The organism is Amycolatopsis sp. CA-126428 (genome assembly GCF_002904335.1).
Taxonomy (GTDB): Bacteria; Actinomycetota; Actinomycetes; order Mycobacteriales; family Pseudonocardiaceae; genus Amycolatopsis.
In genome coordinates, this window is sequence record NZ_PPHF01000075.1 from 1 (window position 1) to 26475 (window position 26475).

Sequence of the window (26475 nt, forward strand, 5' to 3'; positions counted from 1 at the left end):
GCTCAACAGCGACTCAATCAGCAGGTCGCGGCCTGATTCTGCTCTCGAGGTTGACACAAGGGGTGTCATGACTGCTCCTCGTCGGTTTGTCCGGCCAGTTCGGCGAAGGCCTTCAGCGCGTCCGACCACATCCCGTCGAGGTAGGCGCGCAGGGCGGCGATCCCGGCCGGTTCGAGCCGGTAGAGCCGCTTGGTGCCGGCGGCCCGATCGGTGACCAGGCCGGCCTCCTTGAGCACCTTGAGGTGCTGGGAGACGGCCGGGCGGCTGATCGGCAGGTCCGCGGCCAGCTCGCCGACCGCGCGCGGCCCGTCCCGGAGCGCTTCGAAGATCGCGCGCCGCGAAGGGTCGGCGAGGGCGGCCAGCTGGTCGCTTCCGTAAGTCGCCACGAACGGTAAGTTACGACTTACCAATGCCTGCGTCAACCGGCGCGCACTGTTTCGGGGGTGTAACGCGCAGATTGCGCAACGAACACCGGGTTCAAGCAATGATTCCCGGCTGAAGTCTGCGTGTTCTGCCTCTAACCTGAACACATGACGACGTTCGCCGGCCGGGAGACCGCCGCCCCCACCGCAGCGAGCTTCATCGAGCTCGACGAGCGATGGAGCACGCACAACTACCACCCGCTGCCCGTCGTGATCGCCGAAGCCGCCGGCGCCTCGGTGACCGACGTCGAGGGCCGGTCCTACCTCGACTTCCTCGCCGGGTACTCGGCCCTGAACTTCGGGCACCGCCACCCGGACCTGATCGCCGCCGCCGTCGAGCAGCTCGGGCGCGTCACGCTGACGTCGCGGGCGTTCCACCACGACCAGCTGGGGTTGTTCTGCCGCGAGCTGGCCGAGCTGACCGGCACCGAGCTGGTGCTGCCGATGAACTCCGGCGCCGAGGCCGTCGAGTCCGCGGTCAAGATCGCCCGCAAGTGGGCGCACCGGGTCAAGGGGGTGCCGGACGGCACCGCCGAGATCATCGTCGCCGGTTCGAACTTCCACGGCCGGACGACGACGATCGTGTCGTTCTCCACCGACGAGACCGCTCGCGCCGACTTCGGCCCGTTCACCCCGGGCTTCGTCACGGTGAAGTACGGCGACGCGGCCGCGCTGCGCGACGCGATCACCCCGCGCACCGCCGCGGTGCTGCTGGAGCCGGTGCAGGGCGAGGCCGGCGTCATCGTGCCGCCGGAAGGTTACTTCGCCGACGTCCGCGCCGCCTGTGACGAGCACGGCGTGCTGCTGATCGCGGACGAGATCCAGTCCGGGCTGGCCCGCACCGGCACGGTGCTGGCGCTGGACCACGAGGGCATCCGCGCGGACGTCTACACCCTCGGCAAGGCCCTCGGCGGCGGCATCCTGCCGGTGTCCGCGGTGGTCGGCCGCCGAGACGTCCTCGGCGTGCTGAAGCCGGGCGAGCACGGCTCGACCTTCGGCGGCAACCCGCTGGCCTGCGCGGTCGGGCGGGCGGTCGTTCGCCTGTTGACCACGGGCGAGTTCCAGCAGCGCGCCACCGAGCTGGGCACCCACCTGCACGCGCGGCTGAACGAGCTGATCGGGCAGGGCCTGTCGGAGGTCCGCGGCCGCGGCCTGTGGGCCGGCATCGACATCGCCCCGGGCGGCCCGTCGGGCCGGGCGGCGTCGGAGGCACTGATCGCGCGCGGCGTGCTGTGCAAGGAGACGCACGAGCGCACCCTGCGCGTCGCCCCGCCGCTGGTGATCACCCGCGAGGAACTGGACCGCGGCATCGACGCGATCGCCGAGGTCATCCGCCCCTGAAACCACCCGGACGCCGCCGGCTGAGCCTCCCGCCCCGGCGGCGTCCGGGAGCACAATGTCCCGTTCGGACGTTGTGCCCGGTATGAGCACAGGGGACTGGGTGGAACGGCCGCTGGCCGGCACCGACAGCGTGACGCCGGCCGAGCTGTACGAACAGGGGAAGCGGCTCCGGGAGAAGACCCCGGCCGCCGTGCACGACCACGCGGCCGCCGCCACGGACCGGCCGACGCCGCAGGCGTACTTCGAGGCCACCAACACCGGGCGGCTGCCGGAGCTGATCGAACTGCGGCGGGAGCGGATGCTCGCCTCGCCGTTCACCTTCTTCCGCGGCGCGGCCGGGCTGATGGGCGCCGACCTCGCCGGTACGCCGTCGTCCGGCGTTGCCGCGCAGCTCTGCGGCGATGCGCACGCCGCGAACTTCGGGCTCTACGGCACGCCCGAGGGCAAGATCGTGATGGACATCAACGACTTCGACGAGACGGTGCCGGGCCCCTGGGAATGGGACCTCAAGCGGCTCGCGGCCAGCCTCGTGCTCGCCGGCCGCGAAGGCGGCATCCGCGAATCGGGTTGCCGCGAGGCCGCCGAAGATGCCGTGAAGTCCTACCGCCGGACGATCCGCGCGCTGGCCGAGCTGCCGTTCTTGCGAAGCTGGAACGCGCTGCCGGACTCGTCCGTGCTGTCGAAGGCGCGGGCCGACGAGCTGATCGACGACTTCGCCGACGCGGCCGAGAAGGCCCGCAAGAACGATCACGCGAAGGTCGCGGCCCGGTGGACCGAGCGCGTCGACGACCACGAGACCGGCCTGGCCCGCCACCGGTTCGTCGCGGACCCGCCGGTGCTGACGCACGTCGACGAGCGGACGGCCGAAGCCGTCGCGGCCAGCCTGGTGTCCTATGTGGACACCCTGCGCGAGTCGCGGCGCACGCTCATCGCGCGCTACCGGCTCGCCGACGTCGCCTTCCGGGTGGTCGGCACGGGCAGTGTGGGCTTGCGCAGTTACGTGGCCCTGCTGCACGGCAACGACGACGAAGACCTGGTGCTGCAGGTGAAACAGGCGCAGCGGCCGGCCCTGGCGCCGTACCTTGACCTGCCGGAGGCCGCCCACGAAGGGCAGCGCATCGTCGACGGCGCCCGGCTGGTGCAGGCGGAAACGGACATCCTGCTCGGCTGGACCACGATCGACGGCGTCCCGTTCATCGTCCGCCAGTTCCGCAACCTCAAGGGCGACATCGACCCGGCGGAACTGGAGAAGGACCACCTCGACGACTACGGCCGGCTGGCCGGGGCGCTGCTCGCCCGCGCCCACACGCGATCGCTGCACCCGAAGCTGCTGTCCGGCTACTTCGCCGACGACTCGGAGCTCGACGAGGCGATGGGTGCGTATGCCGTGCGGTACGCCGACCGGACGGAGGCCGATCACGCCGCCTTCTCCCGCAACTGACGGAGCCGAAGCCGGTCAACTGGTTCACCGACCCGGCCGCCCTCGACGCGCAGCGGACGCTGCTGCGGGCCCTCGCCGAGCGGATCGGGCGGCACCCGCGCTTCCTCGGCTTCGACCTGTCGAACGAGCCGTACTACCACTGGGACGACTTCGCCGGGCTGTTCGTCACCCAGGCCCAGGCCGACACATGGGCGCGCACGCTGTGCGCCCCCGCCGAAGAAGCGGCCCCCGGCAAGGCGCACACGGTCGGCCGCGACCGGGCACCGTGGGACAACGGCACCTCCTTCACCCGCCCCGGGCTCGCGGACGCGGGCACGGCTGAAGCCCGCCGGTCAGGCGCTGAAGAACCTGGTGGCCGAGTTCGACCGCACGCCACCGGAGCCGGCCCCGCGCACCACGGCGATCGTAGTTCCGGACCTCTTCCCGACGTGGGGCAACGACCGGTTCTTCAAGCTGGCGGCCGAGGGGAAGCGGGTGGCGTTCGTGCTGCAGAGCCGCGCTTCCGACGCGAACCACCTGAAGCAGCGCGGCATCACCGAGCTCATCCGGCTGTGACCAGTTCGGCGACGTCCGCCGCGCACCCCCAGGCCAGGGTGATCCCCGCTCCCCCGTGGCCGTAGCAGTGCACCACATCGCCCTCCCGCTCCAGCCGCACCTCGCGCCGCGACGGGCGCAGCCCCACCCGCGACCGCAGCACCTCCGCGCCCGCCAACCGCGGTTCCAGCTCGCGGGCGCGGCGCAGGATGTCCGCCGTCACGGCCGGGTTCGGGTCGGTGTCGGCGCGGCCCGGCTCCTCCGTTCCGCCGCACACCACGTGGTCTCCGTGCGGGATCACGTACGTGATGCCCGGGCCCGTCCCGTCGACCACGAACTCCGGCAGGCCCGGGTCGGTCACGTGGACCACCTGGCCGCCGACCGGGACCATCGACCGGTCGCCCGCCAGCGCACCCGCGCCCAGACCCGCCGCGTTGACCACGACGTCCGCGCCGAGACCGGAGAGCGACCCCAGGGACCGGTACTCGACTCGTACGCCGAGCCCGGAAGCCCGCGCGAGCAGCCAGTCCAGGTACACCGGCGTGTCGACCACCGCCGTCGTGAAGTCGACGCGGTCGCCGTCGCGGACCGCGGCCTCCACCGCCGGGAGCCACTGCGGGTCCGGCGTGCCCGCCGGCAGCAGGACCCGGCCGCGGCGGAACCGCACGCCCGGTGCGTCCTGCCCGCGGAACACCGCGAGGCTCGCCGCGGTCCACCGCACGATCCGCTCGTCCGTTCCCCGGCCCGGCGGGTACACCACCCCGCCCGCGACGGCCGACGTCGACTCCGCCGGCGGGGCCGCCGCCACGACCGTGACGTCGTGGCCCGCTTCCGCCAGCCGGTACGCACTGCTCAGCCCGACGATCCCGGCCCCGGCGACTGTCACGCGCATCCCCGCATCGTGACGCACCCGCGGCTCCCGGCGGGTCCCGGGGGCCCGGCTACCCTCGCGCGGGTGAGGACGATCCGGGTGCCGGCCGCCGTCTGCGGCCTGCTTGCGCTGCTGCTGGGCCTGCCGTTCGCCGGCGGGACGACCCCCGGCGCGGTCGACGACGACGCCGCCCGGGCCGTCGCGCACCTGAGCCCCGGCGTGCTGCGGGCGCTGGTCCTCCCGACCGAGCCGTACGTCGTGCTCGCGCTGGGCCTGCTCGCGGTCTTCCTGTGCCTGCGCGCCGGACGGCGGCTGGAGGCCGCGCTCGCGCTCGCCGTGCCGGTGCTGGCCATCCTGCTGAACACCTGGCTGCTTAAACCGCTGTACGACCGGTGGAAGAACGACACCCTGGTCTACCCGAGCGGCCACACGGTGAGCCTGGTGGCGGTGCTGACGGTGCTCGTCCTGGTCACCCGCCGGGTGGTCGTGGCCGTGCTGGCCGCGGTGGCGCTGCTCGCCGCCGCGGCGGGGCTCGTCGGGATGGGCTACCACTACCTCACCGACGTCGTCGGCGGCACGCTCTTCGCCGTCGCGGTGGTGCTGTTCAGCTGGCCGGCACCGCGTCCCGCGCCAGCGCCGTCAACCGGCTGACCGCGCGCAGGTACTTCTTGCGGTAGCCGCCGTTCACCATCTCCTCGGTGAACAGCGACCGCAGCGGCTCGCCCGACACGACCAGCGGGATGGCCCGGTCGTAGAGCCGGTCGGCGAAGGCGACCAGCCGCAGCGCCACGTTCTGGTCCGGCGCCGGGTGGATGCCGCGCAGGTGCACGCGGGTGACGTCGTCGAGCAGCCGGCCGTAGCGCGACGGGTGCAGCTCCGCCAGGTGCGCGCACAGCGCGTCGAAGTCGTCCACAGTGGACCCTTCGTGCGCGGCGGCCGACGCCTCCAGCTCCGCCGGCGAGACGGGCGGCGGCGCGTCCGGCAGCCCGCGGTGCCGGTAGTCCGGGCCGTCGACGCGCACCACGCCGAAGCGGGCCGACAGCGTCTGGATCTCGCGCAGGAAGTCTTCGGCGGCGAACCGGCCCTCGCCCAGCTTCTCCGGCAGGGTGTTCGACGTCGCCGCGATGAACACCCCGGCGTCCATCAGCTCCTGCAGCAGGCGGGTGACCAGCGTGGTGTCGCCCGGGTCGTCCAGCTCGAACTCGTCGATGGCCAGGATCCGGTGCTCCGACAACCGCCGCACGGCCTCGGCGAAGCCCAGCGCGCCGACGAGGTGGGTCAGCTCGACGAACGTGCCGTACGCCTTGGGCGACGGCACGGCGTGCCACGTCGAGGCGAGCAGGTGGGTCTTGCCGACGCCGAACCCGCCGTCGAGGTAGAGCCCCATCGGCCCGGCCGGCTCCGGCGATCCGCCGAAGAGCCTGAACCGCTTCTTCTCCCGCCGCGCCCCCACCTTCGCCGCGAACGCCGAGCACGCCTCGACCGCGGCGGCCTGGCTGGGCTCGTCCGGGTTGGGCAGGTAGGTGTCGAACCGCACGGCGCCGAAGCGCGGCGGCGGCACGAGCGCGCCGATCAGCTCGTCGGCGGACAGCTCGGGACGGCGGCCGGTCAGGTGCGCGGGCATGGTCGCAGAGCCTATCCGCGCCCGGCGTACCGATGAGCGGGCATATCCCCCGGTAGAGACCTGTTTCACGTCCGTGCTGGGATGATCGTGTGCGGAGTGTGTGGCCCCTGGCGACGGGCGAACTGACGGCGACGGACCTCGAGGAGATCTACGCCTACCCGGCCGGCCTGTCGAGACCCTGGGTGCAGGTCAACTTCGTCGCGTCCGCGGACGGCGCCGTCGAGATCGACACCACCTCGGCGGGGCTCTCGCACGCTGCCGACCGCAAGGTCTTCCTGCTCGGCCGCGACCTCGCCGACGTCATCCTGGTCGGCGCCGGGACCGCCCGCGCCGAGAACTACCGCGGGGTCGTCGCGGGCGCGAAACGGCTGGAGCGCAGGAGACGTCTGGGCTTCACCGGCGTCCCGCCGATCGCCGTCGTGACGCGCACCGCCGAGCTGGACCCGGCGTCCCGGCTGTTCACCGAAACCGCCGTCCCCCCGATCGTGGTGACCACGGACACCGCCGGCACGCGCGCCCTCGAAGCCGCCGGGGCCGAGGTCCTGCGGGCCGGCGCCGGTGACGTCGACCTCGCGCTGGCCCTCGACCTGCTGGCCGCCCGCGGCCTGCGCCGGGTCGACTGCGAAGGCGGGCCCGGTCTCTTCGCCCGGCTCGTCGCCGCCGATCTCGTCGACCAGCTGTGCCTGACCGTCGCGCCGCTGCTGGTGGCCGGGACCGCGGGCCGGATCGCCGCGGGGGCCACGCCCGCCGTGCCGCGCCGGCTCGCCCTGGCCTCGATCCTGGTCGAGGACGGCTTCACCCTCCTGCGCTACCGCCGGGACGCCGGGTGAGCGACGACACCGAGCTCCTCGCCCGGGCCGCGGGCGGCGACCACACCGCGTTCGGCGCGCTGGTGCGGGAACACACGCCCCGGATGTACCGGGTCGCGCTGCGGATCACCGGCAGCGCGGCCGAGGCCGAGGACGTCGTGCAGGAGGCGTGGCTGGCCGCGTGGCGGTCGCTGGCCGGGTTCCGGCAGGAGTCGGCGGTGTCGACGTGGCTCTACCGCGTCGTCACCAACAGCGCGCTGGCCGTGCTGCGCCGCCGCCGTCCGACGGTCTCGCTCGACGCCCCCGATCCGCAGTCCACTGTGGACAGCGCGCTGCTGGCGGCGGCGGTGCCCGGGCCCGAAGGCCGCGTCGTGCGCGCCGAAGAGGTGGACGCGGTGCTGCGGGCGGTCGGCCGGCTGGAGGTGTCCCAGCGCGTCCCGCTCGTGCTGCGCGAACTGGAGGGCTTGAGCTACGAAGAGGTCGCCGAAGTGCTCGACGTGAACGTCGGCGCCTTGCGTTCCCGGCTGCACCGGGCCAGGGTGGCGCTGCTCGCCGAGTTGAGGGAGCGGTGATGGCCGAGAGCGCGGATCCCGAGTCCGACCCCCGCTGGGACGCCGTGCGCGCCGCGGCCCGGCGCCGGGTGCCGACCCCGCCCGGCCTGGTCGAACGCGTGCTGCGGGCCGTCGCCCGCGGCCGCCGGACGGCGGTGGAGGTACCCGGCGAGCGGGGCCGGCTGCGCGTCGCCGAGGGCGTCGTCGACCGGCTGGCCCGGACGATCGCCGCGGACCGGGCCCCGTTCGGCGTGCGGATCTCGGCCGTCGCCGTCGAGGACGACGTCGTGCAGGTGCTGGTTTCGGTCCGGTTCGGCGTCATCGCCGACGCCGCCGCCGAAGCGCTCCGGCGGGAGATCACCGCCGGGCTGTCCCGGCAGCTGGGGATCGCCTCGGTGGTGAACGTGCACGTCGTGGACGTCCACCCGGGGTGAGATTACCCCGATCGGGGGACCTTGCGTGAGGGTTTCGCGCTGCCGGGCATCGTATGGGCGAGAACCCGCCGAGAGGAGCCCGCAAGCATGCACCCGGAACGGACCGAAAGCCCCGGCACGGTGACGCCGCTCAACGAAGAGGGCGCCGCCGGCCGCACCACGATCTCGTCGCTGGTCGTGCAGAAGATCGCCGGCCTGGCCGCCCGCGAAGTCGCCGGCGTGCACACGCTGGGCGGCGGCGGGGTGTCCCGCGCGATCGGCGCGCTGCGCGAGCGCATCCCCGGCTCCGGCACGGTCACCACGACCGGCGTGTCGGTGGAGGTCGGCGAGAAGCAGGCCGCGATCGACCTGGACGTCGTCGTCGAGTACGGCGCGCGGATCACCGACGTCGCCCGCGCGGTGCGGCGCAACGTGATCACCGCGGTCGAGCAGATCACCGGCCTCGAGGTGATCGAGGTGAACATCGCGGTCAACGACATCTTCCTGCCGGGCGAAGAAGAACCCGAGTCCACCCGCGTGGAATGACCCGCCGCGACCCGGGTTCGCCCACGACCTTCCGTCCAGTCCAAGGAGGACATGTGAACGCAACGCAGACCGGGCTCCTGGCCGGGCTGATCCTCGGCCTCGCCGCGACCCAGGGTTTCACCGCGTTCCTGGTGACCCTGGCCGTCGGGATCATCGGCCTCGTCGCCGGCCGGGTCCTCGACGGCGAACTCGACCTCGGCGAGCTGTTCGGCAAGGGCCGCGACAAGTGAGCCCCGCCCTGGACGTGCCGCGTGAGCTCGCCGAACCGGCCGAGCGCGGCACCCTCACCATCGGGCACGCCGTGGTCCGCAAGGTCGCCCAGCACGCGGCCGGCCAGGTGCCCGGCACCACCCGGAACGGCAAGACCGGGCCGAAGGCGAAGGTCGGCGGCCACGACAACGACGTCGACCTCGCGCTCGACCTGGCCCTGCGCTACCCCGCGGCGGTCCGCGCGGTCGTCGGCGACGTGCGCGAGAAGGTCACCGAAGAGGTCGAGCTGCTCACCGGCTACCGCGTGCGCACCCTGGCCGTGACGGTGTCCGCGCTGCTGCCGGACGTCGCACCGAGGGTGCGGTAGCCGTGCGCCCGTTCGTCCGCATCCTCGCCACCCTGCTCGGCCTGGCCTTCGCCGCGGCCGGCGCCCTGCTGGCCCTCGAAGTCGGCTGGCACTGGTGGCGCCCGGGCTCGGCGCCGCTGCTGGTCCCGTGGCCGCGCTGGCAGGCCGAGCTGGCGTCGCTGGGCTGGGACGCCTACGCGGTGCGCGTCGGGGCCGGCGTGCTGGCCGCCGCGGGCCTGGTCCTGGTGGTGTGCGCGCTCGCCGCCGGCAACCGCGCCGTGCGGCTGACCGACCCGGCCGGCGACGTGAGCGTCTCGACGTCACCGCGGTCGCTGGCCCGGCTGGTCGGGTTGACCGTGCGCGCGCAGGACAACGTCGCGGGCGCGTCGGTCACCGCGAGCGCCCGCCGCATCCGCGTCCGCGCGAAGAGCACCCTCGAGACCGAAGGCGAGCTGCGGCCGCGCCTGCTCGCCACGGTGTCGGCGCTGCTGGACGAGCTCCCGCTGGTGCGGCGGCCGAAGGTGTCGGTCGTCGTCGACTCGCCGAAGGACCGCCGATGAGCAAGACGATCGCCGCGAAGGCACTCTCCCGGTCGTACACCGGCGAACGCACGCTGACGTTCCTCGTCGGGCTGCTCGCCTTCCTGGGCGGGGCGCTGGCCCTGGTGGTCGGCCTCGGCGGGCTGGGCGAGTTCCGCGGCCGCCGCCCGCTCCTGGACCCGATCGCCGTGACCTGGCTCGGCGGCCACGCGACCCCGGCGCGCGTCGCCGCGATCGTGCTCGGGGTGCTGCTGTTCGTGCTGGGGCTGCGGTGGGCGCTGCGTTCGCTGCGCCCGGAATCGCGACCCGACCTCGACCTCGACCGCACCGAAGGCGCGGAACTGGTGGTCACCGCGGCCGCGATCGCCGGCGCGGTCCAGGCCGACGCGGAGCAGCTCGACGGCGTCGGCCGGGCCCGTGTCCGCGCGGTCGGCTCGCGCACTTCGCCGGCGTTGCGGATCACCCTGTGGCTGCGCGAAGGCACGGACCTCAAACGGGTGTGGTCGGACCTAGACGCGCGCGTGCTGACCCGCGCCCGCGAATCGCTCGGCCTGACGTGGCTGCCCACCGCGGTCCGCATGGAACTCGACACGGGCCCGGCCAAACGCGTGCGCTGAGCCGGCCCGCGGCCGTGTCGACCCTCCGATCACGCGAGTCGACCCCGCAATCACGCGAGTCGACCTCCTGATCACGCGTGTCGGCGCCTCCAGCACGCGCCCCGCGCCGCAGCCGCCCCACCGCGCGCACCACCATCCGCCCGGAACTCGACACGGGGCCGGCCGAACGCGTGCGCTGAGCCGGGGTTTTGCGCAGAATGCGGGGCATGCCCCTACCGCTGAAGCCGCCGCTGAAGCCGATGCTCGCCAAGCCCGCCAAGGCCATCCCCGACTCCGGGGGCCTGCTGTTCGAACCGAAGTGGGACGGCTTCCGCTGCATCGTCTTCCGCGACGGCGACGAGCTGTACCTGCAGTCGCGCGCGGAAAAGCCGCTCAACCGGTACTTCCCGGAGGCCGTCGCGCGGCTGCTGGACACCCTGCCACCGCGGGTCGTGCTCGACGGTGAGCTGGTCGTCGCGCGGGACGGGCGGCTGAACTTCGACGCCCTCACCGAACGCATCCACCCCGCCGAAAGCCGGATCACGCTGCTGTCCGCCGAACAGCCCGCCGAGTTCGTCGCCTTCGACGTCCTCGCCCTGGAGGACGAGCTGCTGCTCGGCGAACCGACGTCCGTCCGCCGCGAACGCCTCGTCGAACTGGCCGGCGACCGGTTCCCGCTCACCCCGGCGACCACCGATCCCGGCACCGCACGCCACTGGTTCGAGCTGTTCGAGGGCGCCGGCCTCGACGGCGTCATCGGCAAGCCCCTCGACGAGCCCTACACCCCCGGCAAACGCGTCATGCTGAAGTACAAGCACGTGCGCACCGCCGACTGCGTCCTCGCCGGGCTGCGCTGGCACGTCGACGGCGCCCCGGGTGAGCTCGTCGGCTCCTTCCTGCTCGGCCTGCACGACGAAAAGGGCGTGCTGCACCACGTCGGCACCATCGGCTCGTTCCCCAAGGAGCGCCGCCGCGAGCTCGCCGAGGAACTGGCGCCCCTGATCACCGACGGCGAGGACCACCCCTGGGGCGGCCGGGCCACCGGCGAAGCCCAGCGCATCCCGGGCGGCATCACCCGCTGGCGCGCCACCGAGCACGAATGGGTGCCGCTGCGGCCCGAGCGCGTCGTCGAGGCCGCCTACGAGAACACCGAAGGCGGCATGCCGTCGCGGTTCCGGCACAACGCCCGGTTCAAGCGCTGGCGGCCCGACCGCGAACCCGCGTCGTGCGACTACAGCCAGCTCGAGGAGCCGGCCCGCTACGACCTCGACGCCGTCTTCCGCGGCCAGGTGGTCCGGACCCGCTAACCCGCGTCCCACACCGGCCGTGCGAAGCTCGGCCTGCCCCTTGATCGACGTTCGACGTGAGGACACCGCCCGTGCGCCGCCGCCGTACCCGTCTCCTGGCCGCGCTGCTCGCCCTGACCGCCGCCGCGGGCTGCGCCGCGGGGCCGTCGGTGCGCCCGGCGCTGGTCGAGAACGACGGGAAGACGACCGGCGCCGCGCCGACCCGGACACCCGGGGTCCCCTTGCCACCGCTGGGCGAACCGCAGTCGCCGGCGCTGAAGTGGGCCGACTGCGACGACGACACCCGCCAGCGCATCGGCACCCCCGGCGTCCCGGACGGCCTGCACTTCACCTGCGCCCGCGTCACCGCGCCGCTCGACGCCCCCGGCGAGCCGCGGCGCTCGCTGGTGCGGCTACTCGCGCTGAAGGTCGGCAGCGGGCCGGTGCCGCTGGTCGTGGTCAACGACGTCGACGGCGACCCGGGCACCGTGTACGCCGCACGGCTGGCCGCGACGCTGCCGCCCGCGTTCCTGGAGAAGTTCTCGCTGATCGGCCTGGACCGGCGCGGCACCGGGCTCTCCGGCGCCGCCCAGTGCGTCCCCGCCGACATCCGGCACGACCTCGTCGACGCCGATCCGGTGCAGGGCGGCCTCGGCGACGTGCTGGACGCGGCCCGCAAGGCCGGCCAGCAGTGCGCCATCGAGCTGGACGACACCCAGACCGCGCTGGACAGCTGGCGCGGTGCGGGCGACCTCGACGAGCTGCGCAAGCAACTCGGCATGGAGCGGCTCGACGCGCTCGGCCACGGCGACGGCTCGAAGGTGCTGGCCGAGTACGCGGTGCGCTTCCCCGGCCAGGTCGGGCGCGTGGTCCTCGACGGCGTGCCGGACCCGGGCGCCGACACGGCCGCGGTCCTCGACGCGGTCGCCGCCGGCGCGCAGTCCACATTGGACGCTTTCGCGACGGACTGCGCGGCGCGGCACTGCGCCCTCGGCGACCCGAAGGCGGCGCTGGCCGCGCTCACCGACCAGCTGCGGCGCGCCCCGGCGTCGATCGACGACGACGTCGCGTTCGGCCCGGGTGTCGCGATGTATGCCGTCTACACGGGACTTTCGCAGCGCGCGCGGTGGCCGGAGCTGGCCGACGCGATCACCGCGGCGCGCTCCGGGGACATCGGCCCCCTCTCGGTGTTCGCCGCGCCGGTGCTGCACGACTCGCGCGCCCAGCCGTCCCGGATCGACGCCACGATCGCGACCCGCTGCAACGACAGCCAGACCCGGCTCTCGGCCGACCAGCTCGACCAGGTCGTGGCCGGGATGCGCGGCAAGTACCCGCAGTTCGGCGCGGTCATCGCCCAGCAGCTGGCCTGGTGCGGCCCGTGGCCGGTGCGCACCGAGCCGCTGCCGCCACCGGGCGCGCCCGGTGCCCCGCCGATCCTGGTCGCGGCCACCGCGACCGACCCGATCACGCCCCAGGTCGGCAGCACCCGCGCGGCCGACCAGATGCCCTCCGCGGTGACGATCACCTGGCAGGGCGCGGGCCACGGCGCCCTCGGCGTCTCCCCCTGCGTCACCGACGCGGCCCGCGCCTTCCTGATCGACGGAAAAATCCCGGCCGACGGCACCCTCTGCCCCGCCTGACCCCGTGCGCGAAGGGTCAGCACGCGTGATTGAAGGGTCATCTCACGTGATTGAGAGGTCGACACGGCGCAGACCTCGTGTCGACCCTCCAATCACGCGTGTCGACTCCTCAATCACGCGTGTCGACCCTTCAGTCACCGGCGGATGTTGAGGCGGGCGGCCTGGCGGGTCAGGTGGTCGACCTCGGGGAGGCTGGCGGCCTTGGCCGCCGCCTCGGCGTAGAGCTTCGCCGCCGTCTCCAGGTCGCCGTCGCGCTCGTGGAGGTAGGCCGACACCGCGGTGTAGCGCGGGACCGTCTCGTCCACTTCCGCGAGCGCCGCCAGGCCGGCCCGCGGTCCGTCCGCCTCGCCGACGGCGACCGCGCGGTTGAGCCGCACGACCGGGCTGCCGGTCAGCCGGACGAGTTCGTCGTACCACTCGACGATCTGCACCCAGTCGGTCTCCGCGGCGTCCTGCGCGTCGGCGTGCAGGGCCGCGATGGCCGCCTGGGCCTGGAACTCGCCCAGCCGGTCGCGGGACAGCGCCCGCTGCAGGACGGTCACCCCTTCGGTGATCAGCGCGGTGTCCCACCGGGACCGGTCCTGCTCGGCCAGCGGGACCAGGGCGCCGCCGTCGGTCGTCCGGGAGGCGCGGCGGGCGTGGTGCAGCAGCATGAGCGCGAGCAGCCCCGCCACCTCCGGGTGGTCGATGGACGCCGCGAGCTGCCGGGTCAGCCGGATCGCTTCGGCGGCGAGGTCGACATCCCCGGAGTACCCCTCGTTGAAGACCAGGTACAGGACGCGCAGCACGGTGGCGACGTCGCCGGGCTGGTCGAACCGCACCCCCGACACGGTCCGCTTGGCGCGGCTGATGCGCTGCGCCATGGTCGCCTCGGGCACCAGGTACGCGTGCGCGATCTGCCGCGTCGTCAGCCCCCCGACGGCCCGCAGCGTGAGCGCGACCGCCGACGACGGCGTCAGCGACGGGTGCGCGCACAGGAAGTACAGCTGGAGCGTGTCGTCCACGGCCGCCGCGGGCCCGGGCGCCACCTCGGTGTCGACGACGTCCTCGCGCTTGCGGCGGGCGGCGTCCGCCCGGGTCGCGTCGAGGAACTTGCGCCACGCCACGGTGACCAGCCAGCCCTTCGGATCCCGCGGCGCCTCGGCCGGCCAGACGCGCAGCGCCTCGACCAGCGCCTCCTGCACGGCGTCCTCGGCCGCCGCGAACTCGGCTCCGCGGCGGACGAGGACACCCAGGACACCCGGGGTGAGGCTCCGGAGCAGGGCTTCGTCCACGGTTCAGCCGATCCGCTCGGCCAGCTCGACGATGATCCCCTCGGGCCCGCGGAGGTAGCAGAGCTTGAAGCTGTCCTCGTACCGCACCACCTCGCCGACGAGCTCGGCGCCGTGCGGCCGCAGCCGCTCCAGGACCCCCTCGATGTCCGCCACCTCGAACAGGACGTGCCGCAGACCGGGCGCGTTCGCCGGCGCCTCCGGGTCCCCCGCGGGGCCCGGCGGCGTCCGGTACCGGATCAGCTCCAGCTTGCCGTGGCCGTCCGGCGTCCGCATCATCACCATGTCGGACCGGACGCCGGCCAGCCCGACGATCCGGTCGACCGCCCGGCCTTCGACCTCTCCTTCACCCTCGACCTCGAGCCCGAGCTCGGCGAAGAACGCCTTCGCCGCCTCGAGGTCCCCGACGACGATGCCGACGTGCTCCAGCCGTGGCAGAACCATCGTGCTCCCCGTCATTCCGTGATGGTCGGCGGCGCGGCCAGGAACGGGCGCAGCTCGAGCCACTCGTGGATCGGCTCCCCGTTCGGGCCGGGCGCGGCCGACAGCTCCGCGGCCAGTTCGAGGGCGCGTTCGTAGCTGTCGACGTCGATCACCGTCCAGCCGGCGATGAGGTCCTTGGTCTCCGGGAACGGCCCGTCGGTGACCGGCGGCCGCCCCTCGCCGTCGTAGCGGACGAACGTCCCCTCCGGAGCGAGCGCCTGGTGCTCGACGAACTCGCCGGTGGCCACGAGCTTGTCCCCGAAGTCCTGCATGTACCGGATGTGCGCCGCGATCTCCTCCGGCGTCCACTGGTCGATGGACGTGTCGCAGTTCGCCGGCGCCGGCGCGCCGCGGTAGTGCTTCAGCAGCAGGTACTTGGCCATCGTGGTGCTCCCTCGGTGTGTGGCGACCCATTCTGGCCGCTTCCACCCCGGGGACGGAGCCGGTTCCGGCGTTTCGACATCGCCGGAGAAGATTTTGCAGTGACATCCGGGGCTCCGCCCCGGGCCGGGGGCTCCGCCACCCGGACCCCCGCAAGAGTGCGGCCGCCCGCGAAGGGCGGCCGCACGGACCTACTGGCGGTAGGACTCCACCTCGGAGACCGGGCGGGCCGCGGCTTCGTCCGGGTTCTCGTGGAACTCCGTCTTCGCGCGCCGCTGCCGCAGCAGGTCCCAGCACTGGTCGAGCTGCTGCTCGACCGCGGTGAGGCGGTCCTTGTCGCCGCCGCTCAGCCCCACGCCGACCGAGCGCGACCGGAGCTCGTGCTCCTCCGCGATCAGCTCGTCGATCCGGCCCAGGATTTCGCCGTCGGCCATTTGTTCCTCCTCTTCGCGGGTACTCGCGATCAGACGCTACCCCGGCCCCGGGAATTCCCGCCGCGCCCGGATCGTTGACCAGGGCATGAGCACCGTTGAGCTGACCGCTGAGAACTTCGACCAGACGGTAACCGACAACGAGTTCGTCCTGATCGACTTCTGGGCGAGCTGGTGCGGGCCGTGCCGCCAGTTCGCGCCGGTCTACGAGAAGGCCTCCGAGAAGCACGAGGACATCGTCTTCGCGAGCGTCGACACCGAAGCGCAGCAGCAGCTTGCGGCCGCTTTCGACGTCCGCTCGATCCCGACGCTGGCCATCATCCGGGACAAGACGCTGATCTACGCCCAGCCGGGTGCGCTCCCCGAGCCCGCCCTCGAAGACCTCATCAAGCAGGCTCGCGAGGTCGACATGGACGAGGTCAAGCGCAAGGCCGCCGAAGCCGAGGCCGAACAGGCCTGACCACCACCACATGGCGAAGGCCGCCCCGCGGGGCGGCCTTCGCCATGTTCAGGACCGGGTGGCGAGCCCGCGCAGGAAGAACGCCAGGTTGGCCGGGCGCTCGGCCAGCCGCCGCATGAAGTAGCCGTACCACTCGTCGCCGTAGGGCACGTAGACGCGCATGCGCGTCCCCGAAGCCGCGATCCGCGCCTGCTCCTCCGGCCGGACGCCGTAGAGCATCTGGAACTCGTGGTCGTCGTCCGTGCGGCCGTGCTCCTCGGCCAGCGCGGCGGCGATCTCGATCATCCGCGGGTCGTGCGAAGCCACCATCGGGTAGCCCTCGCCGGCCATCAGCACGCGCAGGCAGCGGACATAGGACTTGTCCACTGCGGACTTCTCCGCGAACGCCACCGACTCCGGCTCGGCGTACGCGCCCTTGCACAGCCGCACGCGTGACCCGGGCCCGGCCAGCTCCCGGCAGTCCTGCTCGGTGCGGCGCAGGTAGGCCTGCAGCACCGCGCCCACCCACGGGTACTCGCCGCGCAGCTCGCGCAGGATGCCGAGCGTCGAGTCCGTGGTGGTGTGGTCCTCCATGTCGAGCGTCACGGTGGCCCCGACCGCCTCGGCCGCCGCGCAGATCTTCCGCGCGTTCTCGCACGCGACGTCCTCGCCGTCCGACGGCAGGAACTGCCCGACCGCCGACAGCTTCACCGAGACGTCCGCCCCCTCGGCCAGGCCGTTCGCGGCCAGCGCGGTCAGCACGGCTTCGTAGGCCGCCACGGTCGCCGCCGCCTGCGCGGCGTCGGTGGTGTCCTCGCCCAGGTGGTCGAGGGTGATCCGGCGGCCGTCCGCGGCCAGTTCCCCGGCCACCCGGACGGCGTCGGCGGTCTCGGACCCGGCCACGAACCGGCGCACCACGGAGCGCGTGGCGGGCACGGCCTCGACGAGCCGCCGGATGCCCTTCGACCGGGCGGCGGCGAGCAAGGGGGCACGCAGCATGACGGTCTCCCTCTCAGCCCTGGTGCGGGTGGCGGACGCTGGTCGGCGGCACGAAGGTCTCCTTGATCGAGCGGGGGCTCGTCCAGCGGAGCAGGTTGAAGATCGAGCCGGCCTTGTCGTTGGTGCCCGAGGCCCGCGCCCCGCCGAACGGCTGCTGGCCGACGACGGCGCCGGTCGGCTTGTCGTTGACGTAGAAGTTGCCGGCGGCGAACCGCAGCGCCTCGGACGCCTTCGCGACGGCGGTGCGGTCGTTGGCGATGATCGCGCCGGTCAGCGCGTACGCGGCGGTCTCGTCGACGAGCTTGAGCACGGCGTCGAAGTCGCCGTCCTCGTAGACGTGCACCGACAGGATCGGGCCGAAGTACTCGGTCGAGAAGATCTCGTGCTTCGGGTTGTCCGAGACGAGGATCGTCGGCTTGACGAAGTACCCGACGCTGTCGTCGGCGGTGCCACCGGTCAGGACCTCGACCGAGGCGTCGTCGCGAACGCTGTCGAACAGCGCGGTGTGCTTGGCGAACGCGCGGGCGTCGATCACCGCGCCGCCGAAGTGCGACAGGTCGGTGACGTCGCCGTAGGACAGCGCCTCGGTCTCGGACACCAGGCCGTCCTTCAGCTTCGTCCAGACGCTGCGCGGGATGTACGCACGCGAAGCGGCGGAGCACTTCTGGCCCTGGTACTCGAAAGCGCCGCGGACCAGCGCGGTGCGCAGGACGTCGACGTCGGCCGACGGGTGCGCGAGCACGAAGTCCTTGCCGCCGGTCTCGCCGACCAGCCGCGGGTACGAGCGGTAGCCCGCGATGTTCGCGCCGACCGTGCCCCACAGGTGCTGGAAGGTCGCGGTCGAGCCGGTGAAGTGGATGCCGGCCAGGTCGCGGTGGGTCAGGGCGACCTCGGAGACGGCCTTGCCGTCGCCCGGCAGCAGGTTGATGACGCCCGGCGGCATGCCCGCCTCTTCCAGCAGCCGCATGGTCAGGTGCGCGGCGAACGACTGCGTCGGCGACGGCTTCCACAGCACGGTGTTGCCCATCAGCGCGGGCGCGGTGGGCAGGTTGCCGGCGATCGCGGTGAAGTTGAACGGCGTGATCGCGTAGACGAAGCCCTCGAGGGGCCGGTGCTCCATCCGGTTCCACACACCCGGCGAGCTGATCGGCTGCTCGGCCAGGATGCGGCGGCCGAACTCGACGTTGAAGCGCCAGAAGTCGGCGAGCTCGCAGGCGGCGTCGATCTCGGCCTGGGTCGCGGTCTTCGACTGGCCGAGCATGGTGGCGGCGTTCAGCGTGGCGCGCCACTTGCCGGTGAGCAGGTCGGCGGCGCGCAGCAGGATCGCGGCGCGGTCGTCGTAGGACAGCGCGCGCCACTCCGGGGCGGCCTTCGCGGCGGCCGCGATGGCGTCGGTGGTGTCCTGCCGCGTCGCGCTGTGGATGGTGCCCAGCACGTGCTTGTGGTTGTGCGGCTGGACGACGTCGATCTTCTGGCCGCCGCCGGGGCGCTGCTCGCCGCCGACGGTGACCGTCAGGTCGACCGGTTCCGCCTGGCCCAGCCGCTTCAGCGCACCCTCGAGCTCGGCGCGCTCGGCGCTGCCCGGCGCGTAGGTCAGCACCGGCTCGTTCGTCGGGGCGGGGGTCTGGGTCACGGCGTCCACGGCGGCTCCTCTGCTTTCTGTCCAAGTGCCCCGAACGGTAACTCCGGACACGTGCCCGCGGCTTGTTCGATCGGCTAAAATCGCTCGTATGATCTTGGCTGACCGGATAACCCGCCGGTGACGTCGCTGCGGCACGTGCTCGCCACCCTCGGGGAGCCGTTGGTCGAGGTCGTCGTGGCGCCGCACGGGCTCGGGGTCCCGGTCACCGACGTCGTGATCCTCGACCCCGAAGACCCGCTGGAGGCGTCCCCGGGCGACCTGGTGCTGGTGATCGGCGCCCGCGGCCGGGCGGCGGCCCCGGCGATCCGCGCGGCCGGACGGGGAGGCGCGGCCGCGGTGGCGGTCAAGGGCGCGACGGGTGCCGACGTCGCCGCGGACGCGGGCGTCGCGCTGCTCACGGTCGGCGCGGAGGCACGCTGGGAGCAGGTCGAATCGCTGGCCCGCGGAGTCGTCGAGGCGGCACGCGCGGGCGGGGAGGCGGCCAGCGGCGAAGTGCTCGGCGACCTGTTCGCCCTGGCCCAGACGATCGCGACGCTCACCGGCGGGCTGGTCAGCATCGAGGACACGGCGAACCGCGTCCTCGCGTATTCGCGGGCGGGCGACGAGGTCGACGAGCTGCGGCGGCTGTCGATCCTCGGCCGCGAAGGCCCGGAGCGCTACCTCGCGATGCTCCGCGAATGGGGCGTCTACCAGCGGCTGCGCGCCGGGGAAGGGATCGTCCGGATCGACGAGCGGCCCGAGCTGGGCATCCGCCGCCGCATCGCCGCGGGCATCCACGCGGGTAAGCAGCCGCTCGGCACGATCTGGGTCCAGGAGGGCGCCCAGCCGCTCACCGAGCGGGCCGAGACGGCGCTGCTCGGGGCGAGCCGCACCCTGGCGCCGCAGCTGATCCGGGCCCGCACGCTGCCGAGCCCGGAACTGCGGCTGCGCGAAGACCTCCTGGCAAGCCTGCTGGAAGGGCGGCTGGACGCGGAGTCCGTCGCGGACGACATCGGCGCGGATCCGGCCCGGCCGGCGCAGGTGCTGGCGTTTTCGCTGGAGCGCTCGGACAACCGGCAGCTGCGGCGCGCCGAACTGGTGCACCTGATCGCCGTCCACACGGCGGCCTACCGGCGCAGCGCGCTGGTGAGCGTGATCGGCGGCCGCGTCTACGCGCTGCTGCCGGACCTGCCCGAGCACTCCGACGCGGCGGTGCTGGCGCTGGCCCGCGAAATCGCCGCCACCGCCCGCCGGCACCTGGACGTCCCGGTCCGCGCGGCCCTCGGCGGCGTCGTACCCCGCCTGTCGGAGGCGGCGGCGTCCCGCGGCGACGCCGACCGCGTCCTGGCGGCGATGACGCGCGGGCACTGGGCCGCCGACGTCGCCTCGCTGGCCGACGTCCGCGCCGAGGTGCTGCTGTCGGAGGTGCTGGCCTTCCTGGGTACGCAGCCGCGGATCCGCGACCCCCGGCTGACAACCCTGGTCGAGCACGACACCGAGCACGGCGGCATCCTCGTGCCGGCGGTCCTGGCCTGGTTGAACGCGTTCGGCGACGTCCGCGCGGCGGCCCGCCTGCTGAACATCCACCCGAACACGGTCCGCTACCGGGTCCGCCGCGCGGCCGAAGTGTCCGGCGTCGACTTCGACGACCCGGCGCAGCGCCTGCTCACTCAGCTGCAGCTGCGGCTGTGACCCTGCTAGCTTCGCGCCCGTGGATCTCTTTTCGCGCACGTGGGCGGCGTTGCGTGCCGCGGTCGCTTCCCTTCCGGATCCGGAGTTCGCGAAGCCGTCGGGCTGCCGGGGCTGGCTGGTCCGGGACCTGGTCTGCCACCTGGTGATCGACGCGCAGGACGTGCTGATCACGCTGGCCACCCCGGCGTCCTCGGCGTTGACGCACGACGCGATCACGTACTGGGCGGTGTCTTCCGAGCCACCGACCGGCGACGACCCGCTGTCGGCGCTGATCGTCCGCCTGGCGGCGGCGTACGAGGACCCGGCGCTGCTGAAGTTCCACCTGGACGACGTGGGATCGGCGGCGGGCCGAGCGGCGGACCTGGCGGACCCGGGCACGAGGGTGTCGACGCAGGACATGGTCCTGACGGCGGGCGACTACCTGTCGGCGTACGTGCTGGAGTGGACGGTGCACCACCTGGACCTGGTGGCGAACGTGCCGTCGGCGGCCGGGCCGCCCGCCGAGGGCCTGGCGCGGACGCGGGTGATGCTGGAGAAGATCGCGGGGGCGGAGTTCCCGCCGTCGTTCTCGGACGAGGACGTCCTGCTGGTGGGGACGGGTCGGCGCGAGCCCTCGGACGCCGAGCGTGCGGCACTGGGCGACCTGGCCGCGCGGCTGCCGCTGGTGCTCGGATGATCGTCTGGCTGGACAGCTCGAGGCCGACCCGGCAGCCACCCGAAAACCGGACCACCGGAATACGGCCCCGTAATTCTCCGACGCGATATCCGCGAATCAGGAAACAGTCTTACGCGAGCGCGCGCAGTTCGGCCAGCCGGGCCAACGCGGCGAAAGAATCGAGCCGCGCGGATTGGTCGTGGGCGGCCGTCGTGGCGAGGATTTCGTCGGCGCCGGTGATGCCGACCAGCCGCCCCAGCCGGTCCGCCACCTCGTCCGGTGTGCCCGAAATCTGACCGTCCAAAGTCTCCTCGAGCCGCCGGCGCTCGCGGTCGGTCATCGGCGCCGTGACGATCTCACCCGGCGGGTCCAGGGGCGGGAAGACGCCGTGGGAGCGCGAATACACCGTCGCCCAGGCTTCCGAGACGAGCAGGCGCCGCGCGTCGGCCGCCGAGTCCGCCACCGCGATCGCCGTCGACACCACGACGTACGGCTCCAGCGCCCACTCGGACGGCCGAAACCCGTCCCGGTACCGAGACACGGCTTCGGCCAGGGCACGTTCGCCGCGCACCGGGGCGATCACCAGCGGCAGCCCGAGTTCCGCGGCGAGGTCCGCGCCGGACCCGGTGGCCAGCAGGAACGGCGGCACGCGCAGCCCCTCGGCCGGGTAGGCGTGGACGCCGGGGTACGCGTGGTCCCCGGTGAAGAACCCGAGCAGCTCACGGACCTGGGTGCCGAAGTCGCCGGCGTCCTCTTTGCCGTGCCCCAGCGCCGATCGGACGCCGCCGGTGAAGCCGACGGACCGGCCGAGGCCCATGTCGATCCGGCCCGGGTGAAGCGCTTCCAGGACGCCGAACTGCTCCGCCACGACCAGCGGCCGGTGGTTCGGCAGCATCACGCCACCGGTGCCGACGCGGATGCGCGACGTCGCCCCGGCGACGGCGGCGGCCAGCACGGTCGGCGCGGACCCGGCGACGCCCGGCACGCCGTGGTGCTCGGACACCCAGAACCGGTGGTAGCCCAGCCGTTCGACGCCGGCGGCGAAGGCGACGGTGTCCCGCAGCGCCTGCGCGGGCCCGCGGTCCCGCCGCACGGGCGAACGGTCGAGCACGGAGAACAGCGTCACGCAGGGTGCAACGCCGGGCGGGCGACGGGATTCCCGTCAGGGCCGCCAGCGCTCGCTGTACTCCGGGTGGTCGGCGTAGGGCAGGGCCAGCAGGCGCAGCGTGACGCACCAGTTGGAGCCGGCCTCGTCGGCGGGCACGTGGCAGGTCTCACACCAGTATTCGCTGCCGTAGAGCGGAAACCCGGGGACCTTCTCCGACACCGTCGTGCGATGGGCGAGCAGGATCCGCCGGGTCGCCTCGATCTCGTTGATCATCTGGTTGACCACGTCGAGCTCGAGGTCGGTGAGCCCGCGGATCTTCTGCTCCACGGCGACCTTCGTCTCGCCGCGGTTCATCACCTCGCCGGCCTTCGCCTTGTTGACGGCCTGCATGATCAACGCCTGCCGCGCGCCCACACGCGCCGCGAGGAAAGCGATCAGGTCGTCCACGAACGGCCTCCTTCCTCGGACCCCGCCCCCCGAGGGTCCCGGGGAGTCGCCGATCCGGGACCGCACGTTACGCCGTCGGAGACCAAGATCGTGACACGGAGATCGGCCGTGCAACATTTGTGACCCGAAAGGCGACAGCGGGCGCTTGCGCGATCACTCGCCGCATCACCTGCTGGGACATTCGGCGCAGCGTGCCAAGCATTTCCGCCGACGCGGTGGTTCCGGTTACCCAGGCACCGCCCCAGGCCGGGAAGGGTCAGTCGGTGCGCGCCTTGCTCGGCTGGACCCGCTTCGGCTCCCCCGGCATCTTCGGGTAGTCCGGCGGATAAGGCATTTCCCCCAGCCCGTGGTCCCGCTCATCCCGCTCGTACCACTCCAGCGCCGTCTCCAGGCCGAACGGCGACTCGTCCATCGGCGCGTGCAGGTCGCCGTGCTTCTCGAGGAACGCCGGGATCGTCAGGACGTCGAAGTCGTCCGCGTCCACCTCGCCCAGCAGGTCCCAGGTCAGCGGCGTCGACACCGTGGCGCGCGGGGTGCCGCGGACCGACCAGGCCGAGGCCACCGTGCGGTCGCGGGCCGCCTGGTTGTAGTCGAGGAACACCCGGCCCTCCCGCTCCTCCTTCCACCAGTTGATCGTCGCCTTCTCGGGGATCCGGCGGGCGACCTCGCGGCCCAGCGCGATCACCGCGTGCCGGACCGCCACGAAATCCCACTCCGGGCGGATGCGGACCAGCACGTGCACCCCGCGGCCGCCCGAGGTCTTCGGCCAGCCCGTCAGGCCCGCGTCCGCCAGGACCTCGCGGACCACCATCGCCACCTCGACCGCGTCCGCGAAGCCCGCCCGGTCCGGCGGGTCGACGTCGATCCGGAGCTCGTCCGGGTGGTCGGTGTCCGGGCGGCGGACCGGCCACGGGTGGAAGTCGAACGTGCCCAGGTTGGCCGCCCACGCGAACACCGCGGGCTCGGTCGGGCACACCTCGGCCGCCTTGCGGCCGGACGGGAACGTGATCTCGGCGGTCGAAACCCACTCGGGCGCGCCCTTGGGCACGCGCTTGGCGTAGAACCAGTCGCCCTCGACGCCGTCGACGTAGCGCTTCAGCGTCGTCGGGCGCTCGCCGATCGCGCGCAGCAGCGGCGCGCCGACCGTGATGTAGTGCTCCACGACCTGCCGCTTCGTGATCCCGCGCTGGGGGAAGTACACCTTGTCCGGGCTCGTGACGCGGACCGTGCGCCCGTCCACCTCGTACTCGACCGGGTCACCGTTCTTGGGCATGCGTTGCACGCTAGCCCGTGCCCGGCGGCCCGGTAGGCTCGAACGGGTGTCCGGCCGCACCAAGCTGATCGTCGCGCTCGCCGTGCTCGCCGTCTTCGCGGCGGCCGCGGTGCTGCTGCCGATCCCCGGTCCGGCCGAGCTGCGGGCCTGGGCCGCTGCCACCGGCCCCGCCACCCCGCTCGTGCTGCTCGTCGCGTACTCGCTGCTCACCGTGGCGCCCGTCCCGCGGACGGTGTTCAACCTCGCCGCCGGCCTGCTCGTCGGCACCGCGGCCGGGATCGCGATCGGCCTGGTCGCCACGACCATCGCGGCCGGCCTCTCGTTCGGCCTGGCCCGCTCGCTCGGCCGCGACCTGGTCACCCGGCACCTGCACCGGTCCGCGGTGCGGACGGTGAACGACCGCCTTTCCGGCGGCGGCGTCCTCGCCATCACGTCGCTGCGGCTGATCCCGGTGGTGCCGTTCGCGCCCTTCAGCTACCTCTGCGGGGTGTCCTCGGTGCGGCTCGCCCCGTACCTGGCCGGTACGCTGCTCGGGAGCGTGCCCGGCACGGTCGCCGTGGTCGTCCTCGGCGACGCCCTGACCGGCGACACGCCGCCCGCGCTGCTCGCCTGTTACGGCTTGTTCGCGCTGGCCGGAGCGATCGGGCTGGTCAAGGTGTTCAAGAAGCGGGCACCGGCCGAACCGCAGCTCGCCGGACCGGCTGGCTGACGCGAACTCCCGCGCTGCCGACCGCTACACTCGATCGGGTGCGCGAAGCGGTACCGCGCTGAGCAGGGCCACCACCACCGGGAATTTCGTCAGGAGCAGTCGCCATCGACACCGGTCAGCTGATCGCGGGGCACTACCGCCTCGTCGAACACATTGGTAGCGGTGCCATGGGTGTCGTGTGGCGCGCGACCGACGTGCGCCTCGAACGCACCGTCGCGATCAAGCAGATCCTCCCGCAGCCGGGTGTCTCCGAGACCGAACGCGACAACATGCGCCAGCGCGCGATGCGCGAGGCGAAGAACGCGGCCCGGTTCCAGCACCCGAACGCCATCGTCGTGTTCGACATCGCCGAGCACAACGGCGACCCGTGTCTGGTCATGGAGTACCTGAACGGGCCCAGCCTCTCCACGATCCTCGCCGAGGAGGGCACCCTCCCGCTCGGGCGGGTCGCCCGGATCGGCGAGCAGGTCGCGTCCGCCCTGGTGGCGGCCCACCGGGCCGGGATCGTGCACCGTGACGTCAAGCCGGGCAACATCCTCATCGACGAGGCCGGCACCGCGAAGATCACCGACTTCGGCATCTCCCGCGCGGCCGGCGACATGACGCTGACGGCGACCGGCCTGATCGGCGGCACGCCCGCCTACCTGGCGCCCGAGCTGGCCCGCGGCGCCGACCCGGTGCCCAGCTCCGACGTCTTCGCCCTCGGCGCGACCCTCTACCAGGCGATCGAGGGCACCACGCCGTACGGCAACACGACCAACCAGCTCGCGCTGCTCTACGCGGCGGCGAACGGGCAGATCAACCCGCCGGTGCAGGCGGGCGGGGCCACCGCGCTGCTGATGAGCCTGCTGCGCAGCGAGCCGGGCGAGCGGCCGAGCATGGCCGAGGCGCGTGAGCGGCTGGCCGCGCTGGCCCGCACCGAGCCCGGCGGCCAGATGGCATCCCCGCCGCTGCTCTCCGGCGGCGCGGGCCGCAAGCCCGCCGCACCCGCGGCACCAGCGTCTTCGGACGACGAGCGGCCGCCGTGGCAGCGGACGGCCAACAAGGCGCCGTCGTCCCCGCCGGTCGGCACGCCCGTGCCCGCGAACAAGGCGCCGTCGAACCCGCCGCGCCCGACCGCGGCGTTCATGCCGATGCGGTCCCCGGCCGCCCCGCCGAACACCCCGCCCAGACCGATGCCCGCGGCCGCGCCGTCGGCCAGGGCCCCCCAGTACTCGACGGCCACCGCGAAACCGGACAACAAGCGCAAGTACGCCTTGTTCGCCGGCGCCGGCGCGGCGGTCGTCGTGGTCGCGGTGATCGTGTTCCTGGTCCTGAACTCCGGCAACGGCGGTTCGGGCGGCAACCAGACGGCCCAGTCGCCGGGCAACCAGCCGACGACCGGCCACAGCACGCCCAAGACCAACAGCCCGAGCAACTCGAACGCCTCCGCGGACCTGGGCAAGACGCCGACCTCGGGCAGGATCGAATTCACCCCGGCCGGCCAGCGGGTCATCGCGTTCTACGACTTCCCGAGCGGGGCCGCGGCCTCCTGGTCGATGCTCACGCCGGCGGCCCAGCAGGTCTACGGCAGCCAGGACGCCTTCACCGAGTACTGGAGCAAGTTCAAGTCGGTCGGCGCCAAGCGGGCCAGCGGCGCGTACAACGACGACGGCTCGGTCACCATCACCGCCACGGTGGTCTTCCCCGACCACGAAGAGTCCCGGTCGTTCCGGATCGTGAACTCCGGCGGGGAGCTGCTCCTCGACGCCCAGACCAAGGCCAACGCCGACGCCGGTCCCGGCTCGGGCAACTGAG

Annotated in this window: 31 protein-coding genes; 19 read left to right on the forward strand and 12 right to left on the reverse strand. The window is 73.3% G+C overall.

What is annotated here, in order from left to right; all coding sequences use genetic code 11:
* Nucleotides 1-65: 65 nt before the first annotated feature.
* Complete coding sequence (locus tag C2L58_RS21655; protein WP_103339446.1) at nt 66-386, reverse strand: ArsR/SmtB family transcription factor; 321 nt, start codon at nt 384-386, stop codon at nt 66-68.
* Between the two features lie 144 nt (nt 387-530).
* Here C2L58_RS21655 and rocD point away from each other — a divergent pair, with 144 nt between their 5' ends.
* The 3 genes from rocD to C2L58_RS50525 all read left to right on the forward strand — a co-directional run bounded on the left by rocD (nt 531) and on the right by C2L58_RS50525 (nt 3759).
* Entirely contained in the window at nt 531-1763 is a 1233-nt protein-coding gene (gene rocD, locus C2L58_RS21660; RefSeq protein ID WP_103339447.1) for an ornithine--oxo-acid transaminase, read from the forward strand.
* Between the two features lie 82 nt (nt 1764-1845).
* The gene (locus C2L58_RS21665; RefSeq protein ID WP_103339448.1) at nt 1846-3204 is read left to right on the forward strand and encodes a DUF2252 domain-containing protein; all 1359 of its coding nucleotides are present in this window, start codon (nt 1846-1848) and stop codon (nt 3202-3204) included.
* Nucleotides 3205-3555: 351 nt separating this feature from the next.
* Nucleotides 3556-3759, forward strand: coding sequence for a hypothetical protein (locus C2L58_RS50525; RefSeq protein ID WP_233225850.1), 204 nt, complete (start codon nt 3556-3558; stop codon nt 3757-3759).
* On the opposite strand, the gene C2L58_RS21675 is transcribed toward C2L58_RS50525, so the two are convergent.
* Entirely contained in the window at nt 3746-4630 is an 885-nt protein-coding gene (locus tag C2L58_RS21675) for an FAD-dependent oxidoreductase (protein WP_103339449.1), read from the reverse strand. The two genes, C2L58_RS50525 and C2L58_RS21675, sit on opposite strands and share 14 nt — an antisense overlap.
* Nucleotides 4631-4708: 78 nt before the next feature.
* Between C2L58_RS21675 and C2L58_RS21680 the strand changes: the two genes are divergently transcribed.
* The gene (locus C2L58_RS21680) at nt 4709-5260 is read left to right on the forward strand and encodes a phosphatase PAP2 family protein (RefSeq protein WP_103339450.1); all 552 of its coding nucleotides are present in this window, start codon (nt 4709-4711) and stop codon (nt 5258-5260) included.
* On the opposite strand, the gene zapE is transcribed toward C2L58_RS21680, so the two are convergent.
* Nucleotides 5214-6233 carry a cell division protein ZapE gene (gene zapE / locus C2L58_RS21685; RefSeq protein ID WP_103339451.1) on the reverse strand — a complete coding sequence of 340 codons (1020 nt, stop codon included), beginning with the start codon at nt 6231-6233 and terminating at the stop codon, nt 5214-5216. The genes C2L58_RS21680 and zapE overlap by 47 nt on opposite strands.
* A gap of 89 nt (nt 6234-6322) precedes the next feature.
* Between zapE and C2L58_RS21690 the strand changes: the two genes are divergently transcribed.
* The 10 genes from C2L58_RS21690 to C2L58_RS21735 all read left to right on the forward strand — a co-directional run bounded on the left by C2L58_RS21690 (nt 6323) and on the right by C2L58_RS21735 (nt 13169).
* Nucleotides 6323-7063, forward strand: a complete 741-nt coding sequence (locus C2L58_RS21690) for a pyrimidine reductase family protein (RefSeq protein WP_103339452.1) — start codon at nt 6323-6325, stop codon at nt 7061-7063.
* Nucleotides 7060-7614, forward strand: coding sequence for an RNA polymerase sigma factor (locus tag C2L58_RS21695; protein ID WP_103339453.1), 555 nt, complete (start codon nt 7060-7062; stop codon nt 7612-7614). The genes C2L58_RS21690 and C2L58_RS21695 overlap by 4 nt, the downstream gene beginning before the upstream one ends.
* Nucleotides 7614-8027: a hypothetical protein gene (locus C2L58_RS21700; protein ID WP_103339454.1), complete on the forward strand. Its 414-nt coding sequence runs from the start codon at nt 7614-7616 to the stop codon at nt 8025-8027. The genes C2L58_RS21695 and C2L58_RS21700 overlap by 1 nt, the downstream gene beginning before the upstream one ends.
* A gap of 87 nt (nt 8028-8114) precedes the next feature.
* Nucleotides 8115-8552 (forward strand): Asp23/Gls24 family envelope stress response protein, encoded by a 438-nt coding sequence (locus tag C2L58_RS21705; RefSeq protein WP_103339455.1) that lies wholly within the window; start codon nt 8115-8117, stop codon nt 8550-8552.
* A 53-nt stretch (nt 8553-8605) separates the two neighbouring features.
* Complete coding sequence (locus C2L58_RS21710) at nt 8606-8782, forward strand: hypothetical protein (RefSeq protein ID WP_013224542.1); 177 nt, start codon at nt 8606-8608, stop codon at nt 8780-8782.
* A complete protein-coding gene (locus tag C2L58_RS21715; protein WP_103339456.1) occupies nt 8779-9129 on the forward strand; it encodes an Asp23/Gls24 family envelope stress response protein in 351 nt (116 codons plus the stop codon). Before C2L58_RS21710 ends, C2L58_RS21715 begins: the two co-directional genes overlap by 4 nt.
* Before the next feature lie 2 nt (nt 9130-9131).
* Nucleotides 9132-9668 carry a DUF6286 domain-containing protein gene (locus C2L58_RS21720; RefSeq protein ID WP_103339457.1) on the forward strand — a complete coding sequence of 179 codons (537 nt, stop codon included), beginning with the start codon at nt 9132-9134 and terminating at the stop codon, nt 9666-9668.
* Nucleotides 9665-10264, forward strand: a complete 600-nt coding sequence (locus C2L58_RS21725) for an alkaline shock response membrane anchor protein AmaP (RefSeq protein WP_103339458.1) — start codon at nt 9665-9667, stop codon at nt 10262-10264. The genes C2L58_RS21720 and C2L58_RS21725 overlap by 4 nt, the downstream gene beginning before the upstream one ends.
* 206 nt (nt 10265-10470) lie before the next feature.
* On the forward strand, nt 10471-11550 hold the full coding sequence (locus tag C2L58_RS21730) for an ATP-dependent DNA ligase (protein ID WP_103339459.1): 1080 nt from the start codon (nt 10471-10473) through the stop codon (nt 11548-11550).
* Between the two features lie 71 nt (nt 11551-11621).
* Nucleotides 11622-13169 (forward strand): alpha/beta hydrolase, encoded by a 1548-nt coding sequence (locus C2L58_RS21735; RefSeq protein WP_103339460.1) that lies wholly within the window; start codon nt 11622-11624, stop codon nt 13167-13169.
* A gap of 134 nt (nt 13170-13303) precedes the next feature.
* On the opposite strand, the gene C2L58_RS21740 is transcribed toward C2L58_RS21735, so the two are convergent.
* The 4 genes from C2L58_RS21740 to C2L58_RS21755 form a co-directional block, all read right to left on the reverse strand.
* On the reverse strand, nt 13304-14443 hold the full coding sequence (locus C2L58_RS21740; RefSeq protein WP_103339461.1) for an RNA polymerase sigma factor: 1140 nt from the start codon (nt 14441-14443) through the stop codon (nt 13304-13306).
* A gap of 3 nt (nt 14444-14446) precedes the next feature.
* The gene (locus tag C2L58_RS21745) at nt 14447-14884 is read right to left on the reverse strand and encodes a VOC family protein (RefSeq protein ID WP_103339462.1); all 438 of its coding nucleotides are present in this window, start codon (nt 14882-14884) and stop codon (nt 14447-14449) included.
* An 11-nt stretch (nt 14885-14895) separates the two neighbouring features.
* On the reverse strand, nt 14896-15306 hold the full coding sequence (locus C2L58_RS21750) for a YciI family protein (protein ID WP_103339463.1): 411 nt from the start codon (nt 15304-15306) through the stop codon (nt 14896-14898).
* A gap of 189 nt (nt 15307-15495) precedes the next feature.
* The gene (locus C2L58_RS21755) at nt 15496-15738 is read right to left on the reverse strand and encodes a DUF2630 family protein (protein WP_013224533.1); all 243 of its coding nucleotides are present in this window, start codon (nt 15736-15738) and stop codon (nt 15496-15498) included.
* An 85-nt stretch (nt 15739-15823) separates the two neighbouring features.
* Between C2L58_RS21755 and trxA the strand changes: the two genes are divergently transcribed.
* Entirely contained in the window at nt 15824-16195 is a 372-nt protein-coding gene (gene trxA, locus C2L58_RS21760) for a thioredoxin (RefSeq protein ID WP_103339464.1), read from the forward strand.
* A 48-nt stretch (nt 16196-16243) separates the two neighbouring features.
* Here trxA and C2L58_RS21765 read toward each other — a convergent pair whose 3' ends face one another.
* Nucleotides 16244-17173: a proline dehydrogenase family protein gene (locus C2L58_RS21765; protein ID WP_103339465.1), complete on the reverse strand. Its 930-nt coding sequence runs from the start codon at nt 17171-17173 to the stop codon at nt 16244-16246.
* 13 nt (nt 17174-17186) lie between these two features.
* The gene (gene pruA, locus C2L58_RS21770) at nt 17187-18815 is read right to left on the reverse strand and encodes an L-glutamate gamma-semialdehyde dehydrogenase (protein ID WP_103339466.1); all 1629 of its coding nucleotides are present in this window, start codon (nt 18813-18815) and stop codon (nt 17187-17189) included.
* Between the two features lie 117 nt (nt 18816-18932).
* Between pruA and C2L58_RS21775 the strand changes: the two genes are divergently transcribed.
* The gene (locus tag C2L58_RS21775; protein WP_103339467.1) at nt 18933-20486 is read left to right on the forward strand and encodes a PucR family transcriptional regulator; all 1554 of its coding nucleotides are present in this window, start codon (nt 18933-18935) and stop codon (nt 20484-20486) included.
* A 19-nt stretch (nt 20487-20505) separates the two neighbouring features.
* Nucleotides 20506-21162 (forward strand): maleylpyruvate isomerase N-terminal domain-containing protein, encoded by a 657-nt coding sequence (locus tag C2L58_RS21780; RefSeq protein WP_199191364.1) that lies wholly within the window; start codon nt 20506-20508, stop codon nt 21160-21162.
* A gap of 109 nt (nt 21163-21271) precedes the next feature.
* Here C2L58_RS21780 and C2L58_RS21785 read toward each other — a convergent pair whose 3' ends face one another.
* The 3 genes from C2L58_RS21785 to C2L58_RS21795 all read right to left on the reverse strand — a co-directional run bounded on the left by C2L58_RS21785 (nt 21272) and on the right by C2L58_RS21795 (nt 23969).
* The gene (locus C2L58_RS21785) at nt 21272-22267 is read right to left on the reverse strand and encodes an LLM class flavin-dependent oxidoreductase (RefSeq protein WP_103339469.1); all 996 of its coding nucleotides are present in this window, start codon (nt 22265-22267) and stop codon (nt 21272-21274) included.
* 36 nt (nt 22268-22303) lie between these two features.
* Complete coding sequence (locus C2L58_RS21790; protein WP_103339470.1) at nt 22304-22696, reverse strand: DUF6221 family protein; 393 nt, start codon at nt 22694-22696, stop codon at nt 22304-22306.
* A 256-nt stretch (nt 22697-22952) separates the two neighbouring features.
* Nucleotides 22953-23969, reverse strand: a complete 1017-nt coding sequence (locus C2L58_RS21795) for a DNA polymerase domain-containing protein (protein ID WP_103339471.1) — start codon at nt 23967-23969, stop codon at nt 22953-22955.
* Nucleotides 23970-24015: 46 nt separating this feature from the next.
* On the opposite strand from C2L58_RS21795, the gene C2L58_RS21800 reads away from it, so the two are divergent.
* Nucleotides 24016-24678 (forward strand): TVP38/TMEM64 family protein, encoded by a 663-nt coding sequence (locus C2L58_RS21800; RefSeq protein ID WP_103339472.1) that lies wholly within the window; start codon nt 24016-24018, stop codon nt 24676-24678.
* Nucleotides 24679-24797: 119 nt separating this feature from the next.
* Nucleotides 24798-26474, forward strand: a complete 1677-nt coding sequence (locus C2L58_RS21805; protein ID WP_199191367.1) for a serine/threonine-protein kinase — start codon at nt 24798-24800, stop codon at nt 26472-26474.
* The last annotated feature ends 1 nt before the right edge of the window (nt 26475 follow it).